The sequence below is a fragment of the Streptomyces sp. SID13666 genome (assembly GCF_010548325.1).
Lineage (GTDB): Bacteria > Actinomycetota > Actinomycetes > Streptomycetales > Streptomycetaceae > Actinacidiphila > Actinacidiphila fildesensis.
In genome coordinates, this window is the sequence record NZ_JAAGLX010000042.1 from 20,017 (window position 1) to 38,277 (window position 18,261).

General features: G+C 70.5%; 16 protein-coding genes. 12 read left to right on the forward strand and 4 right to left on the reverse strand.

What is annotated here, in order from left to right:
• The first annotated feature begins 32 nt into the window (after positions 1–32).
• A complete protein-coding gene (locus tag G3I60_RS34980) occupies positions 33–791 on the forward strand; it encodes a MerR family transcriptional regulator (RefSeq protein ID WP_164295753.1) in 759 nt (252 codons plus the stop codon).
• Between the two features lie 106 nt (positions 792–897).
• Here the strand turns inward: G3I60_RS34980 and G3I60_RS34985 are convergent, their stop codons facing one another.
• Positions 898–1,263, reverse strand: a complete 366-nt coding sequence (locus G3I60_RS34985) for a YbjQ family protein (RefSeq protein ID WP_164295754.1) — start codon at positions 1,261–1,263, stop codon at positions 898–900.
• A 149-nt stretch (positions 1,264–1,412) separates the two neighbouring features.
• Entirely contained in the window at positions 1,413–2,771 is a 1,359-nt protein-coding gene (locus tag G3I60_RS34990; protein ID WP_164608143.1) for an ABC transporter ATP-binding protein, read from the reverse strand.
• 256 nt (positions 2,772–3,027) lie between these two features.
• On the opposite strand from G3I60_RS34990, the gene G3I60_RS34995 reads away from it, so the two are divergent.
• Both G3I60_RS34995 and G3I60_RS35000 read left to right on the forward strand, forming a co-directional pair.
• A complete protein-coding gene (locus tag G3I60_RS34995) occupies positions 3,028–3,732 on the forward strand; it encodes a VTT domain-containing protein (protein ID WP_164295757.1) in 705 nt (234 codons plus the stop codon).
• Between the two features lie 98 nt (positions 3,733–3,830).
• On the forward strand, positions 3,831–5,498 hold the full coding sequence (locus G3I60_RS35000) for a threonine/serine exporter ThrE family protein (RefSeq protein WP_138355875.1): 1,668 nt from the start codon (positions 3,831–3,833) through the stop codon (positions 5,496–5,498).
• A 70-nt stretch (positions 5,499–5,568) separates the two neighbouring features.
• Here the strand turns inward: G3I60_RS35000 and G3I60_RS35005 are convergent, their stop codons facing one another.
• The gene (locus G3I60_RS35005) at positions 5,569–6,072 is read right to left on the reverse strand and encodes an inorganic diphosphatase (RefSeq protein WP_138355876.1); all 504 of its coding nucleotides are present in this window, start codon (positions 6,070–6,072) and stop codon (positions 5,569–5,571) included.
• A gap of 87 nt (positions 6,073–6,159) precedes the next feature.
• Between G3I60_RS35005 and dacB the strand changes: the two genes are divergently transcribed.
• The 6 genes from dacB to folE all read left to right on the forward strand — a co-directional run bounded on the left by dacB (position 6,160) and on the right by folE (position 13,613).
• The gene (gene dacB / locus G3I60_RS35010; RefSeq protein ID WP_164295759.1) at positions 6,160–7,569 is read left to right on the forward strand and encodes a D-alanyl-D-alanine carboxypeptidase/D-alanyl-D-alanine-endopeptidase; all 1,410 of its coding nucleotides are present in this window, start codon (positions 6,160–6,162) and stop codon (positions 7,567–7,569) included.
• A gap of 100 nt (positions 7,570–7,669) precedes the next feature.
• Positions 7,670–8,830, forward strand: coding sequence for a zinc-dependent metalloprotease (locus tag G3I60_RS35015; protein WP_138355878.1), 1,161 nt, complete (start codon positions 7,670–7,672; stop codon positions 8,828–8,830).
• Positions 8,831–8,974: 144 nt separating this feature from the next.
• Positions 8,975–9,970 (forward strand): tRNA lysidine(34) synthetase TilS, encoded by a 996-nt coding sequence (gene tilS / locus G3I60_RS35020; RefSeq protein ID WP_164295761.1) that lies wholly within the window; start codon positions 8,975–8,977, stop codon positions 9,968–9,970.
• Positions 9,971–10,005: 35 nt separating this feature from the next.
• Positions 10,006–10,545, forward strand: coding sequence for a hypoxanthine phosphoribosyltransferase (gene hpt, locus G3I60_RS35025; RefSeq protein ID WP_138355918.1), 540 nt, complete (start codon positions 10,006–10,008; stop codon positions 10,543–10,545).
• Positions 10,546–10,784: 239 nt separating this feature from the next.
• A complete protein-coding gene (gene ftsH, locus G3I60_RS35030) occupies positions 10,785–12,860 on the forward strand; it encodes an ATP-dependent zinc metalloprotease FtsH (protein WP_138355880.1) in 2,076 nt (691 codons plus the stop codon).
• A gap of 147 nt (positions 12,861–13,007) precedes the next feature.
• Positions 13,008–13,613, forward strand: coding sequence for a GTP cyclohydrolase I FolE (folE, locus tag G3I60_RS35035; RefSeq protein ID WP_138355881.1), 606 nt, complete (start codon positions 13,008–13,010; stop codon positions 13,611–13,613).
• Between the two features lie 93 nt (positions 13,614–13,706).
• Here the strand turns inward: folE and G3I60_RS35040 are convergent, their stop codons facing one another.
• On the reverse strand, positions 13,707–15,548 hold the full coding sequence (locus G3I60_RS35040; RefSeq protein ID WP_244809232.1) for a phosphatidylglycerol lysyltransferase domain-containing protein: 1,842 nt from the start codon (positions 15,546–15,548) through the stop codon (positions 13,707–13,709).
• Positions 15,549–15,752: 204 nt separating this feature from the next.
• On the opposite strand from G3I60_RS35040, the gene G3I60_RS35045 reads away from it, so the two are divergent.
• The 3 genes from G3I60_RS35045 to G3I60_RS35055 are packed head-to-tail and all read left to right on the forward strand — an operon-like array spanning position 15,753 to position 18,227.
• Positions 15,753–16,859, forward strand: a complete 1,107-nt coding sequence (locus G3I60_RS35045; protein WP_164295763.1) for an esterase family protein — start codon at positions 15,753–15,755, stop codon at positions 16,857–16,859.
• Between the two features lie 28 nt (positions 16,860–16,887).
• Positions 16,888–17,760, forward strand: a complete 873-nt coding sequence (gene folP, locus G3I60_RS35050) for a dihydropteroate synthase (RefSeq protein WP_203674661.1) — start codon at positions 16,888–16,890, stop codon at positions 17,758–17,760.
• Complete coding sequence (locus G3I60_RS35055) at positions 17,757–18,227, forward strand: nuclear transport factor 2 family protein (protein ID WP_138355884.1); 471 nt, start codon at positions 17,757–17,759, stop codon at positions 18,225–18,227. The genes folP and G3I60_RS35055 overlap by 4 nt, the downstream gene beginning before the upstream one ends.
• Positions 18,228–18,261: the final 34 nt, after the last annotated feature.

Consider the following 18,261-nt stretch of genomic DNA (forward strand, 5'->3'; position numbering starts at 1 on the left):
GGGCAGCGGCAGAGGGAAGGAGCGGGGAAGCGATGGGCTACTCCGTGGGAGAGGTCGCGGGCTACGCCGGCATCACCGTGCGGACCCTGCACCACTACGACGAGATCGGGCTGCTCTCCCCGGGCGGCCGCAGCCACGCGGGCCACCGGCGGTACGACGACGCCGACCTCGACCGGCTGCAGCAGATCCTCTTCTACCGGGAGCTCGGCTTCCCCCTGGACGAGGTCGCCACCCTGCTGGACGACCCGGCCGCCGACCCCTCGGCACACCTGCGCCGCCAGCACCGGCTGCTGACCGACCGGATCACCCGGCTCCGCGAGATGGCGGCCGCCGTGGAACGAGCCATGGAGGCGAAGAAGATGGGCATCAACCTCACACCCGAGGAGAAGTTCGAGGTCTTCGGGGACCACGACCCCGACCGGTACGCCGAGGAGGCCGAGCACCGCTGGGGCGGGACCGACGCGTACGCCGAGTCGCAGCGCCGGGCCGCCTCGTACACCAAGGAGGACTGGCTGCGGATCAGGAACGAGGCCGACGATCTCAACCGGCGGTTCGTCGCGCTGATGGACTCCGGCGCGGAGCCGGACTCCGTCCCGGCGATGGACCTCGCCGAGGAGCACCGCGAACAGATCCGGCGCTTCCACTACGACTGCAGCTACGAGATCCACGTCGGTCTCGCCGAGATGTACATCGCGGACCCGCGCTTCACCGCCACCTACGACGCCGTCCGCCCCGGCCTGGCCGGGTACCTCCGCGAGGCGATCCTGGCGAACGCCGTCCGCAACGTCTGACGGCAACGTCTGACGGCAACGTCCGACGGCGTTCGGCCGTAGGAGCAGCGGCTGCACCCGCTGCCGTAAGCGCAGCGGCTACAGCCCGCTGCCGCAAGACCAGCGGCTACACCGGCACCAGCACCACCGCGGTGCCGTACGCGCACACCTCCGTGCCCACGTCGGCCGCCTCGGTCACGTCGAAGCGCATGGTGAGCACGGCGTTCACCCCGCGGGCCTGGGCCTGCTCGACGAGCCGCTCCATCGCCTGGTTGCGGGTCTGCACCAGGGTCTTCGTCAGACCCTTCAGCTCGCCGCCGATCATCGACTTGAGCCCGGCGCCGATCTGGCTCCCGATGTGCCGGGAGCGCACGGTCAGCCCGAACACCTCGCCGATCACCTTCTCGACCCGGTAGCCGGGCGCTTCGTTCGTGGTCACCACCAGGACGTCGGAGTGCTCTGACTGGCCGCCGCCGAAATCATCGATACCCATGAGGGAACGGTCACCCCTGCGGGCGCCCGCCGCACCCCGGACTACTCCAGTCGCGACACCGCACTGCTCCAGTCGCGACGCCGCACTGCTCCAATCGCGACGCGCACTGCTCCGGTCGCGACACCGGACCACTCCGGTCGCGCCCCGCACTACTCCAGTCGCGGCTGTTCCGCGGGCGCCGGGCAGATCCGGCGGCCGGTGTTGTCGAAGACGTAGAGGTGCGCCAGGTCCACCAGCAGCGGCACCCGGTCCCCGGGCCGGACCCGGATGTCGGGTCCGGTGCGGACCACCAGGTCGCCGGTCGGCTGCTCCGCGCGGTCGGCCGGCGGCGGGTCCAGCACCTTGACCGCGCCCGCGCTGTCCGGTTCCTGGAGCAGCCCAGGGAACCGCCCGGCGGCCTTGCGCGCCAGCTTCCCCAGCCCGCCGGGACCGGCGGCCGCCCGCCGGGCCGCGGAACGGGTGCGCTGGGCGGGCAGCCGGGGTGCCTCCAGTTCCGGCACGACCGCCGGCTTCGCGCCGGTGTTCAGATGCACCAGGCACTCGTGCCCCTGGTACTCCACGTGCTCGACGATGCCGCTGAGTACCACCTCGCCCGCGTGCGCGCTGCTCGGGGCCGCGATCCGGACCGCCTCGGAGCGCAGCCCGACGATGATGTCGCGGCCCTGCTGGATGCGGAGCATCTGGTGGTCCAGGCTCAGCGGCTCCGGCAGTCCCAGCCGCTGCCGCCCGAAGTCGATCCACATGCCGCCGCCCAGCGGCGCCAGCACCGTGGCCTGCAGCAGATTGATCCGCGGGGTCCCGATGAACGCGGCGACGAACACGTTCACGGGCAGGTGGTACGTGTCGCGCGGGCTGCCGACCTGCTGCAGCACCCCGCCGCGCATGACCGCGACACGGTCGCCGAGCGACATGGCCTCCGCCTGATCGTGCGTCACATACACGGTGGTGACGCCCATGCCGCGGGTCAGCCGGGCGATCTCGGCGCGTAGATGCGAGCGCAGCTTGGCGTCCAGGTTCGACAGCGGCTCGTCCATCAGGAACACCGAGGGATGCCGGGAGATGGCGCGGCCCATCGCGACCCGCTGCCGCTCGCCGCCGGACAGCTGCCCGGGGTAGCGGTCCAGGATCTCCTCGATGCCCAGGATCCGCGCGGTCTCCTCGACCCGCGGGTTCTGGTCCTCGCCCGGCATCTCGAAGCGCAGCGGGAACCCGATGTTCTGCCGGCTGGTCATGCTCGGGTACAGCGCGAAGTTCTGGAAGACCATCGCCATCCGGCGGTCACCGGGCGCGAGGTTGTTGGCGTACTCGCCGTCGAGCAGCAGCTCCCCGGAGCTGATGTCCTCCAGCCCGGCGATCATGCGCAGCACGGTGGACTTGCCACAGCCGGAGGGTCCGAGCAGTACCAGGAACTCGCCGGGGGGGATCTCCAGGGAGAACCGGTCGACCGCCGGGGCGGGCTGCTTGGGGTAGGTCTTCGAAAGATCGTGCAGGGAGATGGCGCGCGTCATAACAGGATCCGCCAGAAGGTTCAGATGCTGCGACAGGAGACTTGCCAGTGGTGCACGCGTGGCGTTGCGGAGAACGTAATGCACCGCCCCTGCGTTGGGGAACGTTTCGGCCAAGACGGTTGGCGCGATCTCTACGTCGCCGATCTTTCACCGACCCGTCACGGAGCCCGCACGGATGGGGGCCGGCTGTCACGCACAGATGGCGCCCGGCCGTCACGCACAGGGGGCGCAACGATTCGGTTGGTACTTTTAAACGGTGACCAACATTGCCCTGGGCCCCAGCTGGATCGATCCCGACCACCTGATCAACTCGTTCGGCCTGTGGGGCGTGCTGTTGATCGTCTTCGCAGAGTCGGGCCTGCTGATCGGATTCTTCCTGCCCGGGGACTCGCTCCTCTTCACGACCGGACTCCTGGTCGCGGGCGGCACCCTCAAGACCCCGCTGTGGCTGGTGACGGTGCTGGTCATCGTCGCCGCCATCGTCGGTGACCAGGTCGGCTTCCTCTTCGGCCGCAAGGTCGGACCCTCGCTCTTCCGGCGGCCGGACTCCCGGCTCTTCAAGCAGGAGAATATCGAGAAGGCGCACGCCTTCTTCGAGAAGCACGGTCCGAAGTCGATCGTGCTGGCCCGCTTCGTGCCGATCGTCCGCACGTTCACGCCGATCATCGCCGGCGTCAGCCGCATGAACTACCGGACCTTCGTCACCTACAACATCATCGGCGGAACGCTCTGGGGCGGCGGCGTCACCCTCCTCGGCTACTGGCTCGGCCAGATCGAGTTCGTCCACAAGAACATCGAGCTCATCCTGGTCGCGATCGTGCTCGTCTCGGTCGTGCCGATCGCCATCGAGTTCCTCCGGGCCCGCGCGAAGTCGAAGAAGGAGGGCCCCCGGCCCCCCGCCGACCTGCCTCCGCCGCCCGTCGGCACCGCCGGCCGGGGCGGCCGTCACCGGGCCAAGTAGCGGAGGGCCGGCGTCCGCCGCCGGTGCGGTGAGCGGGGCGGGAATCGCGGTGGGTGCCGTGCGCCCTGCACACTGATCACCGGAGGTGGTCGGTCAACGTGTCGGACGAAGAGAAGCCGGACTCGGACGAATCGCGGTCGGAGTTCACCCCGCCCGTGGGCGTACCGCTGCCGCCTGCCCCGGAATCCGACAGTTCGACGACCTCGGAGTTCGCCGCGCCGACCGGCGTGGAGCTGCCGGCCGGCCCCGAGGCGGAGGGCTCCGCCTTCACCGCGCCCGTCTCCTCAGCCGCCTACGGCGCCGGTCACGGCGGAGCCGGGAACGCGTTCACACCCCCCGACGGGATCCCCGTCATACGGCTCACCAAGGGCGTCGTCCCCTGGCAGGACCGGATGCGCGAGCTGGTCCGGATGCCCGTCACCGAGCGTCCGGTGCCGGAGCTGCCCGCGGACAAGCCGGAGTCCGGGCCGCCGGTGCCCCGTGTGCTCGACCTCACCCTGCGCATCGGCGAGCTGCTGCTCGCGGGCGGTGAGGGCGCCGAGGACGTCGAGGCGGCGATGTTCGGCGTCGCGCACGCCTACGGCCTGGCCCGCGTGGAACCCACGGTCACGTTCACGCTGCTGGGCATCTCGTACCAGCCGTCCCTCGTCGAGCCGCCGGTCAGCGCGAGCCGCACGGTGCGCCGCCGGGGCACCGACTACACGCGGCTGGCGGCCGTCTTCCAGCTCGTGGACGACATCACCGCGCACGAGGCGACGCTGGAGGACTCCTACGGCCGGCTCGCCACCATCCGCCGTAACCGGCACCCGTACAGCGGCTGGGTGCTGACCGGCGCTGCCGGGCTGCTGGCCGGCTCGGCGAGCATCCTGGTCGGCGGTGGTCCGCTGATCTTCTTCGCGGCGGCGCTCGCCGCGATGCTCGGCGACCGGCTGGCCTGGCTCTGCGCCGGGCGCGGGCTGCCGGAGTTCTACCAGTTCGCCGCCGCCGCGATGCCGGCCGCCGCGATGGGCATCGTCGTCAACCTCTACGCCGACCACCTGCCGGGCGCCACCGACCTCCAGGCGTCCGCGGTGATCACCGGTGGACTGTTCACGCTGCTGCCCGGGCGGGCCCTGGTGGCCGGTGTCCAGGACGGCCTGACGGGGTTCTACATCACCGCGTCCGCCCGCCTGCTGGAGGTCATGTACCTCGTCGTCGGCATCGTCTTCGGCGTGACGATCGTGCTGTACGCGGGGGTGCGGCTGGGCGCCGACCTCAACCCGGAACAGGCGCTGCGCGCCTACGACCATCCCTGGGTGCAGCTGCTGTCCGCGATGTCCCTCACCCTCGCCTTCGCGGTGCTGCTGCAGTGCGAGCGCAGTGTGCTGCTGCTCGCCATGCTCAACGGCGGGGTCGCCTGGACGGTCTACGGGGTGCTCCACCAGCAGCTCGGTGCCAACCCGGTCGTCGCCACCGCGGCCGCCGCCGGCCTGGTGGGTCTCTTCGGCCAGCTGATGGCCCGCTACCGGTACGCGTCGGTCCTGCCGTACGTCACGGCCGCGATCGGCCCGCTGCTGCCCGGCTCCGCGACGTACTTCGGGCTGCTCGCCTTCACCCAGAACCACACGTCGGAGGGGTTCGCCTCCCTGACGAAGGCCGCGGCGCTCGCCCTCGCCGTCGCCATCGGGGTGAACCTCGGCGGGGAGATCGCCCGCATGTTCCTCAAGACCCCGGGCTCGGCCGACCCGGCCCGGCGGCGCGCGGCCAAGCGCACCCGAGGCTTCTGAGCGGCGGTGGAACGCGCGGACGCCGGGCGTGCCCGTGAAGGGCCCGCCCGGCGTCCGGTCGTTCTGGGTGTCAGTGGCTGTGGAAGGTCTGACCCGAGTCCTTCAGGCGCTTGTACGACGCCTCGATCTCGGCCTCGGCCTCGATACGGCCGACCCAGTTGGCGCCCTCGACGGACTTGCCGGGCTCCAGGTCCTTGTAGACCTCGAAGAAGTGCTGGATCTCCAGGCGGTCGAACTCCGACACGTGATGGATGTCACGCAGGTGCTCCACGCGCGGGTCGGACGCCGGCACGCACAGCAGCTTGTCGTCGCCGCCCGCCTCGTCGGTCATACGGAACATACCGACGGCGCGGCACTTGATGAGGCAGCCGGGGAACGTCGGCTCATCGAGGATGACCAGCGCGTCCAGCGGGTCGCCGTCCTCGCCGAGGGTGTTCTCGACAAAGCCGTAGTCGGCCGGGTAACTGGTCGAGGTGAAGAGCCGGCGGTCCAAGCGGATACGACCGGTCTCGTGGTCCACCTCGTACTTGTTCCGGGAACCCTTCGGGATCTCGATCGTGACGTCGAACTCCAAGGCCCTACTCCTCCATGATCAGCACATACTTCTGGTGGTTAAGTGTCTCCCACGCAGGTGTGTGGTCGCGAAAGGGGCTGGTCGGGGGTGCCGGACGCCAGAACATGGCAGGTAGTGGCGGGGTCGGCCGCAGTCGGACTGACCGTTTCCTTCGCGGCGGTGGCCGTGGCCGGACCGTGGGAGTCGGGCCAGCGTACGGCGGAACGGGCGGCCGCCGCCTCCCGGGGTCACCAGCCGGACAGCCGCAGCGCCCCCGGGTCGCGCCGGCGGCCGCCCGCCGAGGCCGCGGCCCCGATCGCCGCCAAGGTGCTCACCGCGCCCGCCGCCGACCCGGGAACGCTCCCCACCCAGCAGGCGCTCGCGGCCAGGCTCGCACCGCTGCTGCGCGACCCGGCCCTCGGCACACTGCGCACCGGCGCCGTCATCGACGCGGCCACCGGCAAGCTGCTGTACGGCTCCGGCGCCGCGACCCCGTCCGTGCCGGCCTCGACGATAAAGATCGCGACGGCCGCCGCCGCGCTGTCCGTACTCGGCCCGGACCACCGGATATCCACGACCGTGCTGGCGACCGGGCCGCACAGCACCGTGCTCGTGGGCGGCGGCGACCCCACCCTCACCGCCGCCGCGCTGCGCACCCTGGCCGACGACACCGCGCGCGCCCTCACCGCGCGCGGCACCACCGCCACCTCGCTCGGCTACGACCTCTCGCTGTACTCGGGCCCCGTCCAGCATCCGATCGGCCGCAACAACGAGAACATCGCGCCGGTCACCTCGCTGATGCTCAACGAGGGGCGCCTCGACACGAGCGACCACGGCCCCGCCGACCGCTCCACCGACCCGGCCGCCGACACCGCCACCGCCTTCGCGAAGCTGCTCCGGGCGCGCGGCATCAAGGTGACGGGCACCCCCGCCAGGACGCCCGCCGCCGCGTCCGGCACGCAGCTCGCCAAGGCCGCGTCCGTACCGCTGTCCTCGCTCGTCGAACGGATGCTGACCAACAGCGACAACGACATCGCGGAGGCCCTCGCCCGGCAGACCGCGATCGCCGCGCACCTGCCCGCGAGCTTCAGCGGCGCGCAGCAGGCGGTCACCGCGGCCCTGGGGCGGCTCGGCCTGCCGCTGGCCGGGGCGAAGTTCACCGACGGCAGCGGCCTCAACCGCGCCGACGCGCTGTCCGCCGAACAGCTCGCGCGGCTCCTCGCGCTGGCCGCGTCACCCCGGCACCCCCAACTGCGGCCGATCCTCACCGGCCTGCCGGTCGCCGGCTTCTCGGGCACCCTCTCCGACCGGTTCCGCGGCGGCCCCGCCTCCGGCGCCGGCCTGATCCGCGCCAAGACCGGCACCCTCACCGGCGTCAACGCCATCACCGGCACGGTGGTCGCAGCCGACGGCCGGCTGCTCACCTTCGCGTTCCTCACCCAGGGCACCACGTCCGCGACAGCGGCCCAATCCGCCCTCGACCGGCTGGCGTCCGCCCTCGCCGCCTGCGGCTGCTGAGCCCCGCCCCAGCCCCTTCTCAGCCCCCGTCCCGGCCGCGCCCCCGGACCCCGGGCGTTATCCGACCCCCAAAGCGGGGGCGGCAACGTACCGTGAAGGCATGACGAGCATCGGTGGTGCCGAGATGGTCGACTGGAATCTCGCAGTGGCGACCGCACAGCGGTTGATGCGGCCGGGACCTGAGGTCAGCGGGGACGAGGCGCGGGCGATCGTGGCCGAGTTGCGCAAGCACGCGCGCTCCTCGGAGGAGCACGTGCGCCGGTTCACCCGCATGTACGGGGACGCCGAGGCGCAGACGAACGGCACGCCCGTGCTGATCGTGGACCGGGTCGGCTGGGTGAAGGCGAACGTCGCCGGTTTCCGGGAGATCCTCAAGCCGCTGCTGGGCAAGATGCAGGACCGCCGCCCCGGCGGCATCGGCGGGATGGCGCTGGGCACGGTCGGCGGCAAGGTCACCGGCGTCGAGGTCGGGATGCTGCTGTCGTTCCTGGCGTCCCGGGTGCTCGGCCAGTACGAGACGTTCGCCCCGGCCACCCGCGAGCTGCCGGCCGGCCCCGTCGTCCCCGGCCCGGGAGAGCCCCGCGCGGGCCGGCTGCTGCTCGTCGCTCCGAACATCGTCCACGTCGAGCGGGAACTCGACGTGGACCCGCACGACTTCCGGCTGTGGGTGTGCCTGCACGAGGAGACGCACCGCACGCAGTTCACCGCCGTGCCGTGGCTGCGCGACCACATCGAGGGCGAGATCCAGTCATTCCTCGGCGAGACCGAGATGGACGCCTCCACCGTCATCGACCGCTTCCGGGAGGCCGCCCAGTCCTTCGCCGCCGGCGGCGGCGCGAAGGAGGAGGACGAGGCCGACGAGGGCCGCAGCCTCGTCGATCTCGTCCAGACCCCCGCCCAGCGGGAGATCCTCGCGCGGCTGACCGCCGTCATGTCGCTGCTCGAGGGCCACGCGGACTACGTGATGGACGGCGTCGGCCCCGATGTCGTGGCGTCCGTCGCGGAGATCCGGGAGAAGTTCCAGCAGCGCCGCGCCAGCGGCGCGGGCCGGATGGACCAGGTGCTGCGCAAGGTGCTGGGGCTGGACGCGAAGCTGCGTCAGTACAAGGACGGCGAGCGCTTCGTGCGCGCCGTCGTGGACGAAGTGGGCATGGACGGCTTCAACCGCGTCTGGACGTCGCCGAACACGCTCCCGACGAAGTCGGAGATCGCCAAACCGGCGGAATGGGTCGCAAGGGTGCACCGCCGTAGCGATTCGTGACCACCCAACGCCTCCCGGTTCACCCGTCCGAGGGACCGTAAGCGCAGGGTAAGGCGTGCGATGCTCGGGTACTGCCCCAGCTTCTGTCACCATCTAGCTACTTTGCGTTATCACCCTCACAGCCTCCATAGGAGGGAACCGGACATGGGTCCCCACCCCACGGTCGCCGCGATACGCCTGGCGGTCCGCCGCGTACTTCACGACGTCCTCATCGCCACCCCCGCCCCCAACCCCCTCGTCCTCGCCGCCTGCAGCGGCGGCGCCGACTCCATGGCGCTCGCCGCGGCCCTCGCGTTCGAGGCCCCCAAGCTCGGCGTGCGCGCCGGGGCCGTCACCGTCGACCACGGGCTGCAGCCCGGCTCGACCGGCCGGGCCCTCGAAGTCGCCGCGCGCCTGCGCGGCCTCGGGCTCGACCCCGTGGACGCCGTCGGTGTCACCGTCGGCCGCCAGGGCGGACCCGAAGCCGCCGCCCGTGACGCCCGCTACGGCGCGCTGGACGCCACCGCCGACGCCCGCGGCGCCGCCGCCGTCCTGCTCGGCCACACCCGGGACGACCAGGCGGAAACGGTGCTGCTCGGCCTCGCCCGCGGCTCCGGCACCCGTTCGCTGTCCGGGATGGCCGCCGTATCGGGCGCCGGCGGCCGCTACCGCCGCCCGTTCCTGCTGCTCGACCGCGACACCGTCCGCAAGGGCTGCCTGGCCCAGGGCATCGACGTGTGGGAGGACCCGCACAACCACGACCCGGCGTACACCCGCTCCCGGGTCCGCCACGAGGCGCTGCCGGTGCTGGAGAAGTCCCTCGGCAAGGGCGTCATCGAGGCACTGGCCCGCACCGCCCAGCTCTCCCGTGACGACGCGGACGCCCTGGACCAGTGGGCGGCCACCGCGGAACGTGATGTTGCCGACGGCGACGGCACCCTGGACGCGGACCGGCTGTACGTCCTGCCGGCCGCCGTCCGCCGCCGGATCCTGCGCCGCGCGGTCATCGCGGCCGGTTCCCCGCCCGGATTCCTGTTCGCCCGCCATATCGAGGAGGTCGACCGGCTGGTCACCGACTGGCGCGGGCAGAAAGGTCTCAACCTGCCGGGCGGCGTCGAGGCCCGTCGGCGCAATGGCAGACTGTTCTTCTCACCGTCGTAGACCTTGAGGAACCAAAACAGGTGAACGAGAACGACATGGGCACCGATCTCGAAAAGGTGCTCATCACCAAGGAAGAGATCGACGCCAAGCTCATCGAGCTTGCCGCGAAGATCGACAAGGACTACGCCGGGAAGGACCTGCTGATCGTCGGCGTGCTCAAGGGCGCGGTGATGGTCATGGCGGACCTGGCACGCGCGCTGTCCACCAACGTGACGATGGACTGGATGGCGGTGTCCTCCTACGGCGCCGGCACGAAGTCCTCGGGCGTCGTCCGCATCCTCAAGGACCTCGACACCGACATCGCCGGCCGCGACGTGCTGATCGTCGAGGACATCATCGACTCCGGTCTGACGCTGTCCTGGCTGATCAGCAACCTCGGCTCGCGCGGCCCGGCCTCCCTGGAGGTCTGCACGCTGCTGCGCAAGCCGGAGGCGGCCAAGGTCGAGATCGATGTGAAGTACACCGGCTTCGACATTCCCAATGAATTCGTCGTCGGTTACGGACTCGATTTCAACGAGAAGTACCGCAATCTCCCATTTGTCGGAACACTCGCCCCGCACGTATACGGCGGCTGACGCCCGATTCGTCCGAGGATGTCCCCGTTCGGCGCAGCCCGCGCCGACAACGGGGAACCCCGCACCGTTTCCCGCCGTTGGAGCAGGGGAAGCCGGGATTGTTAACGGTTGGCGGCCGCCTCGGTGGACAATGCTGAGGTACCGTCCGAAGGTCGGGTCATACACCGGATGTGCGCGCGGCCATCGAGCCGCGCTGCCTCACTGTGGCAGGAGGGACGGGGCGTCCGCGCCCCGCATGGATGGACGTCAAGCGCTATTTCCGTGGGCCAGTCATGTGGATCGTGCTGGCTGTCATCGCCGTGGTCGTCCTCATGCAGGTCGTCGGCTCCTCCGGCGGCTACAAGACGGTGGACACCGGCCAGGTCGTGCAAGCGATCCACAGCAAGGACAACATTCTCAAGTCGGCGGAGATCACCACCGGCGACGAGCAGATGATCAAGGTCGAGCTCGTCGACGGTGCCAAGGTCGGCGGTAAGGACCTGGGCACCAAGCTCAAGGCGAGCTACGTCAGCGCCGACCAGAGCACCGCCATCGCGGCTGATCTCCAGAAGAAGGTCGACGGCACGGCGGACGCGGGCGGCACGCTGCCCGACGGTTACACCGTCTCGCCGTCCAAGCAGAACGCGTTCGTCAGCATTCTGCTGTCACTGCTGCCGTTCGTGCTGATCGTGGTGGTCTTCCTCTTCCTGATGAACCAGATGCAGGGCGGCGGATCCCGCGTCATGCAGTTCGGGAAGTCCAAGGCCAAGCTGATCACCAAGGACACCCCCAAGACCACGTTCGCGGATGTGGCCGGGGCGGACGAGGCGGTCGAGGAACTCCACGAGATCAAGGAGTTCCTGCAGGAGCCGGCGAAGTTCCAGGCCGTCGGCGCCAAGATCCCCAAGGGCGTGCTGCTCTACGGGCCGCCCGGTACCGGTAAGACCCTGCTGGCCCGTGCTGTCGCGGGTGAGGCGGGCGTGCCGTTCTACTCGATCTCGGGCTCCGACTTCGTCGAGATGTTCGTGGGTGTCGGCGCCTCGCGTGTCCGTGACCTGTTCGAGCAGGCCAAGGCGAACGCTCCGGCGATCGTCTTCGTCGACGAGATCGACGCCGTCGGCCGGCACCGCGGTGCCGGTATGGGCGGCGGTCACGACGAGCGCGAGCAGACGCTCAACCAGCTGCTCGTCGAGATGGACGGCTTCGACGTGAAGGGCGGCGTCATCCTGATCGCCGCCACGAACCGGCCGGACATCCTGGACCCGGCGCTGCTGCGCCCGGGCCGCTTCGACCGGCAGATCGCCGTGGACCGCCCCGACCTCATGGGCCGGCTGGAGATCCTCAACGTCCACGCCAAGGGCAAGCCGGTCGCTCCGAACGTCGACCTCCGGGCCGTCGCTCGCCGCACCCCCGGTTTCACCGGCGCGGACCTGGCGAACGTGCTCAACGAGGCCGCGCTCCTGACGGCCCGCGGGGACCGCAAGCTGCTCGACAACGAGACCCTCGACGAGGCGATCGACCGGGTCGTGGCCGGACCGCAGAAGCGGACCCGGATCATGTCCGAGAAGGAGAAGAAGATCACCGCGTACCACGAGGGCGGACACGCCCTGGTCGCGGCGGCTTCTCCGAACAGCGACCCGGTGCACAAGATCACGATCCTCTCCCGCGGCCGGGCCCTCGGTTACACGATGGTCCTGCCGGACGAGGACAAGTACTCGACGACGCGCAACGAGATGCTCGACCAGCTCGCCTACATGATGGGCGGCCGGGCGGCGGAGGAACTGGTCTTCCACGACCCGACCACCGGCGCCTCGAACGACATCGAGAAGGCGACCGCGACGGCGCGCGCGATGGTCACCCAGTACGGGATGACCGAGCGGCTCGGCGCGATCAAGTTCGGCTCGGACAACGCGGAGCCGTTCCTGGGCCGTGACATGGGTCACCAGCGCGACTACTCGGAAGAGGTCGCCGGGCTGGTCGACGAAGAGGTCAAGAAGCTCATCGAGACCGCGCACAACGAGGCGTGGGAGATCCTGGTCGAGAACCGCGACGTTCTCGACAACCTGGTTCTGGCGCTCCTGGAGAGGGAGACGCTGAACAAGGAGGAGATCGCCGAGATCTTCAAGGCCATCGTCAGGCGCCCGCCGCGTCCGGCGTGGACCGGGTCCTCGCGGCGTACGCCGTCGACCCGCCCGCCGGTGCTCTCGCCGAAGGAGCTGGCGCTCACCAACGGCAGCCAGTCCGCCAACGGCAGCAGCACCGCCACCCCGGCCATCGAGAAGGCCACCGAGACGGTGGAGCTTCCCGAGGACTCGGGCAGCGGTACCGACAGCTGACCACCGGAAACCGGTCGGCGTCAGCCGGCCGGCGAAGGTGATCCCGGAATGCAGGCCGCGTCCCCAAGGTTTTAGCCTTGGGGGCGCGGCCTTCCGCTTTTGCCCGCACATCAGGTTCTGCAGGTCCGCACGAGGAACGAGGCACAGATGACCGACCCGGTGACGCTGGATGGCGAGGGGGCCATCGGTGAGTTCGACGAGAAGCGCGCCGAGGCCGCTGTGCGCGAGCTCCTCATCGCGGTCGGCGAGGACCCGGACCGGGAGGGCCTGCGGGAGACACCGAGCCGGGTGGCCCGCGCCTACAAGGAGATATTCGCCGGCCTCTGGCAGGAGCCGGAGGACGTCCTGACCACGACGTTCGACCTCGGGCACGACGAGATGGTGCTGGTGAAGGACATCGAGGTGATGTCCAGCTGCGAGCACCACCTGGTGCCGTTCGTCGGGGTCGCGCACGTCGGCTACATCCCGGCCGCCAGCGGGAAGATCACCGGGCTGTCGAAGCTCGCCCGGCTGGTCGATGTGTTCGCCCGCCGCCCGCAGGTCCAGGAGCGGCTCACCACCCAGATCGCCGACTCGCTGATGCGCATCCTGGAGCCGCGCGGCGTGATCGTCGTCATCGAGTGCGAGCACATGTGCATGACGATGCGCGGGGTGCGCAAGCAGGGTGCGAAGACCATCACCTCGGCGGTGCGCGGCCAGCTGCGGGACTCGGCGACCCGCTCCGAGGCGATGAGCCTGATCATCGGCCGCTGAGACCGGCTGCCGCGCTGGCCACGACGAAACCGGCCGGCCCCCTGATGACAGGGGGCCGGCCGGTTTCCGTGGTGACCAGTGGTCACGGAGCGATCAGGCGACGATCTTGACCACCCGCTCCGGCTCCGAGCTGTTGGCGTAGCCGGGCGCGCTGTGCGCGGCCCGCTTGGCCCGGCCCGGCAGGAACCGCTGGAGCGCGTCCGGCAGCGGCAGCGACAGAGTGACGAAGCCCTCCGCCTGCATGGCGGCGAAGCCGATCCGGGGGAGGTCCCGGGAGTTGCGGAACACCAGGAACCGCGGCACCCACTCCGGCTGGAACTTCGCGTTGAACTTGTACAGCGACTCGATCTGGAACCAGCGCGACAGGAAGACCAGCAGTCCCCGCCAGCCGCGCAGCACCGGACCCGCCCCGATCCGCTCACCGCGGGCGAGCGCCGAGCGGAACATCGCGAAGTTGAGCGAGACGTTCTCGACGCCCAGCTCCGGTGCGTGCTGCAGCGCCTCGACGATCAGCAGCTCGTTGAGCCCCGGGTCGGCGCTGCGGTCGCGCCGCATGAGCTCCAGCGACATGCCGTCCTTGCCCCAGGGGACGAAGTGCAGCACGGCCCGCAGGTCGCCCAGCGGCGACTCCACGCCGTCCTCCCGCTCCTTGTGGGCGGTGACGACCACGCAGTCGCCGTCCTCGACATCGCCGAACCGGCCGAGCGCCATGGAGAAGCCGCGCTCGGTGTCCGTGCCGCGCCAGGCGTCGGCGGCCAGCCGGACCTGCTCGCGCTCGGCGTCCGACAGCTCGCGGACCCGGCGCACCTTGCAGACGTAGCCGGACCGTTCGATGCGCTTCACCATCTGCCGGACGTTGCGCATCGCGCGGCCCTGCATGGTGAAGGCGCTGGTGCGCACGATCGCCTCGTCGCCCAGCTCCAGCGCGTCCAGGCCCGTCTCGCGGGTCCAGACCTCGCCGCCGGTCTCGCTGCAGCCCATGACCGCCGGGATCCAGGCGTGCGCCCGGGCCAGTTCCATGAAGCGCTCGATGGCGCCCGGCCAGGCCTCGACGTCCCCGATGGGGTCGCCGCTGGCGAGCATCACCCCGGACACCACCCGGTAGCAGACGGCGGCCTTGCCGCTCGGTGAGAACACCACGCTCTTGTCGCGGCGCAGTGCGAAGTGGCCGAGGGAGTCGCGGGCGCCGTGCTTGGCCAGCAGCTCGCGCAGCTGGTCCTCGTCGGCACCGCTGAGCTCGGCGACCGGCCGTGCCGGACGCAGGATCAGATACGCGGTGGTGCCGGCGATCAGGAAGCCGAGCCCGCCGAGCGAGTAGGCCACGACGTCCGAGGCCCGGTCACTCGTATAGCTCACCGGGCCCTCGAAACCGAAAAGCCCGTACAGCACGTGCTGCAGTCGCTCGATCAGGCTGGGATCGCCCATCTCGACGCGGGGGTGGGCGCTGACGATCAGCAGCCCCAGCGCGAGGGCGACGACGCTGAGCAGCACGAAGTTGGCCGCGGCCCGCCAGCGGGTGCGCGGGTCCGACAGCGCGTTGAACTGCGCCCGGTGGACGATCAGGAGCGCGAGCAGTCCCAGCGAGACGATCGCGCCGACGCCCGAGTGCCGGTACACCAACTGGGTCGCGGCACCGGTCGGCAGCAGCAGCACCGCTGCCCACCAGGCGCGCACCTTCCCGCGTTTGAGGCCATGAGCCAGCATCAGCAGCAGGATGCCGGTGACGACCGACCCGGCCGCCGCGAGCGAACTCATGGTGCCGGGGAAGACCATCGCCATGTGGTGCATCCGGCCGTTGCGGAAACCGGGGAACACGCCGGAGACGACGTCGAGCAGCCCCACCACGGCCCCGGCGGTACCGACGACCGAGGGGACGGAGGAGGAGCGGAGGAACCGCGGACGCCGCGTGCCGGCGTTTGCGCGATCAGTAGACACGGGCACCTGCCCAGGGAACCCGGAAGCCGAGTTCTCCATCTACCTGTACAGACATGGGTCACCAAGCCCCAACATTGCGGGATATGTTCCGCAAACAGCTCTCGTAATGAACAATTTGCGCCCTCTAGGACGCGAAGGAAGGCCCTTAGGTTCCGTCAGAAGGAGCCGGAACCGGGCCGCGGACAGGAAAGTACGTCACTCGACATGGGTCTCACCAGTAAGAAGGTTCTACTGCTGGCGGTCATAGCCGCGGTAGTGCTGTTCGTGGCCACCGTATGGCTCTGGCCGCGGCTGTCCAAGCGGAGTCTCCCGGCGGTGCTGGGGCGGGTCGGGATGATGCTCTTCACCCAGTTGTCGATGATCGCGGCGCTCGGGCTGGCCGCCAACTACTCGTTCGGCTTCTACGCCTCCTGGGCCGACCTGTTCGGACAGGAGTCCGAGCCGGGCGTCGTCGTCAACCACTCGGGAGCCGCGAACCAACTGCAGGTGGTCGGCCACAAGTACGTCAACGTGCCCGGGGGTTCGGTGCCGAAGGTCGGCGGCCAGATCCAGAAGGTGGTGTTCCAGGGCGGGGCGTCCGACATCACCACCCCGGCGTATGTCTATCTGCCCCCCGAGTACTTCCAGGACGCCAAGCGCAGGTTCCCGGCGTCCGTGATCCTCACCGGCTACCCGGGCACCGCCGAGGCGCTCTTCAAGAAGATGAAGTACCCGTCGATCGCCCACCAGCAGGTGCTGGACGGCAAGGCCAAGCCGACCATACTGATCATGATGCGGCCGACGGTGGCCCCGCCGCGGGACACCGAGTGCATGGACATCCCCGGCGGCCCCCAGACGGAGACCTTCTTCACCAAGGACCTGCGCGCCGCCGTGTCCGGTCACTTCCGGGTCGGCACCAACGCCCGGAACTGGGGAATCATGGGCGACTCCACCGGCGGCTACTGCGCCCTGAAGCTCACGATGCGGCACCCCGAGGCGTACTCGACCGCGGTCGGCCTGTCCGCCGACTACAAGGCGCCGCGCGACCGCACGACCGGCGACCTGTTCGGCGGCGACAGGAAGCTCGAACTCCAGAACAACCTGGCGTGGCGGCTGAAAAACCTGCCGCACCCGCCGGTGAACCTCCTGGTGACCAGCAGCAAGAAGGGCGAGCCGAACTACAGGGAGACGCTGAAGCTGATCGGCGCCGCGAAGGCGCCGACGCACATGTCGTCGATCATCCTGGAGAGCGGCGGCCACAACTTCAACACCTGGGGCCGGGAGATCCCGCCCGCCCTGGAGTGGTTGAGCGGCCGGCTCAGCGACCAGTAGTCGACCGGCCAGCGCCTACGCTTGGCGTATGAATACGCTGCGGGGCTTCGTGGACGGTCTTCCTGAGTGGGACCGCTGCGCGGTCATGGGCGTGGTGAATGTCACGCCGGACTCCTTCTCCGACGGCGGCCAGTGGTTCGACCCGGAGCTGGCCGTCAAGCACGGCATGGACCTCGTGGCGTCCGGCGCGGACATCGTGGACGTCGGCGGGGAGTCCACCCGGCCCGGAGCGGCGCGGGTCTCGGAGGCCGAGGAGCTGCGCCGGGTGATCCCGGTGGTGCGGGAGCTGGCCGCCGCCGGAGTGCTGGTCAGCGTGGACACGATGCGGGCGGCGGTTGCCGGGCAGGCGGTCGCGGCCGGTGCGCGGCTGGTCAACGACGTGAGCGGCGGCGGCGCCGACCCCGCGATGATCCCGGTGGTCGCCGACGCGGGGGTGCCGTTCGTCGTCATGCACTGGCGCGGGCAGAGCATCGACATGAACAACCGGGCGGTCTACGGCGACGTGGTCGCCGAGGTCGTCGCCGAGCTGCGCGAGGGCTGCGAGCGGGCGGTCGCCGGCGGTATCGACCCGGGCCGGATCATCCTCGACCCGGGCCTGGGCTTCGCGAAGAACGCCGAGCACGACCTGGCGCTGATGGCGCACCTCGGCAAGCTGCGTGAACTGGGCCGCCCGCTGCTGGTGGCCGCGTCCCGTAAGCGGTTCCTGGGGCGGGTGCTGGCCGGATCGGCCGGGGATCCGCCGCCGGCCAGGGAACGCGACGCGGCGACCGCCGCGGTCTCGGCGATCGCCGCCCGCGAGGGCGCCTGGGCGGTGCGGGTGCACGAGGTGCACGCGAGCGCGGACGCGGTCCGGGTGTCCCGGGCCATCGAAGGCGCGGCCGGCACGGCGGGTGCCGCGTGACGCCTCGTACGGCGGAGGCCGCGAAGGTCGAGGAAGCGAACCAGGCGTTCTACGACGCGGTCGAGACCTCGGACCTGGACGCGCTGGAGGAGATCGTGCTGACCGGGCCGCTGGCCGAGACGGTCTCCGTGGTGCACCCGGGATGGCCGGTGCTGCGCGGGCGCGGCGAGGTGATGCGCTCCTACGCGCTGATCATGGCGAGCACCGAGTACATCCAGTTCTTCCTGACCGATGTCGAGGTCGCGGTCGACGGCGACACGGCCCTGGTCACCTGTACCGAGAACATCCTGACCGGGGGACCGGCCGAGGAGGACGGCTCGGCGGGCACTCTGGTCGGCGCCCTCGTGGTCGCCACCAATGTGTTCCGGCGCACACCGGAGGGCTGGCGGCTGTGGGTGCACCACGGGTCCCCGGTGCTCGCCGACGGTGACGACGACGATGAGGACACGGCCGGCCCCGGCGCCTGAACCTCACTGTCCGACCACCCCGCGTTCACCCACC

Coding starts and splice junctions, on each gene's coding strand:
- G3I60_RS34980 (WP_164295753.1), top strand. CDS start 33: ATGGGCTACTCCGTGGGAGAGGTCGCGGGCTACGCCGGCATCACCGTG.
- G3I60_RS34985 (WP_164295754.1), bottom strand. CDS start 1,263: ATGGGTATCGATGATTTCGGCGGCGGCCAGTCAGAGCACTCCGACGTC.
- G3I60_RS34990 (WP_164608143.1), bottom strand. CDS start 2,771: ATGACGCGCGCCATCTCCCTGCACGATCTTTCGAAGACCTACCCCAAG.
- G3I60_RS35015 (WP_138355878.1), top strand. CDS start 7,670: ATGACGAGCATCGGTGGTGCCGAGATGGTCGACTGGAATCTCGCAGTG.
- tilS (WP_164295761.1), top strand. CDS start 8,975: ATGGGTCCCCACCCCACGGTCGCCGCGATACGCCTGGCGGTCCGCCGC.
- hpt (WP_138355918.1), top strand. CDS start 10,006: ATGGGCACCGATCTCGAAAAGGTGCTCATCACCAAGGAAGAGATCGAC.
- ftsH (WP_138355880.1), top strand. CDS start 10,785: ATGGACGTCAAGCGCTATTTCCGTGGGCCAGTCATGTGGATCGTGCTG.
- folE (WP_138355881.1), top strand. CDS start 13,008: ATGACCGACCCGGTGACGCTGGATGGCGAGGGGGCCATCGGTGAGTTC.
- G3I60_RS35045 (WP_164295763.1), top strand. CDS start 15,753: ATGGGTCTCACCAGTAAGAAGGTTCTACTGCTGGCGGTCATAGCCGCG.
- folP (WP_203674661.1), top strand. CDS start 16,888: ATGAATACGCTGCGGGGCTTCGTGGACGGTCTTCCTGAGTGGGACCGC.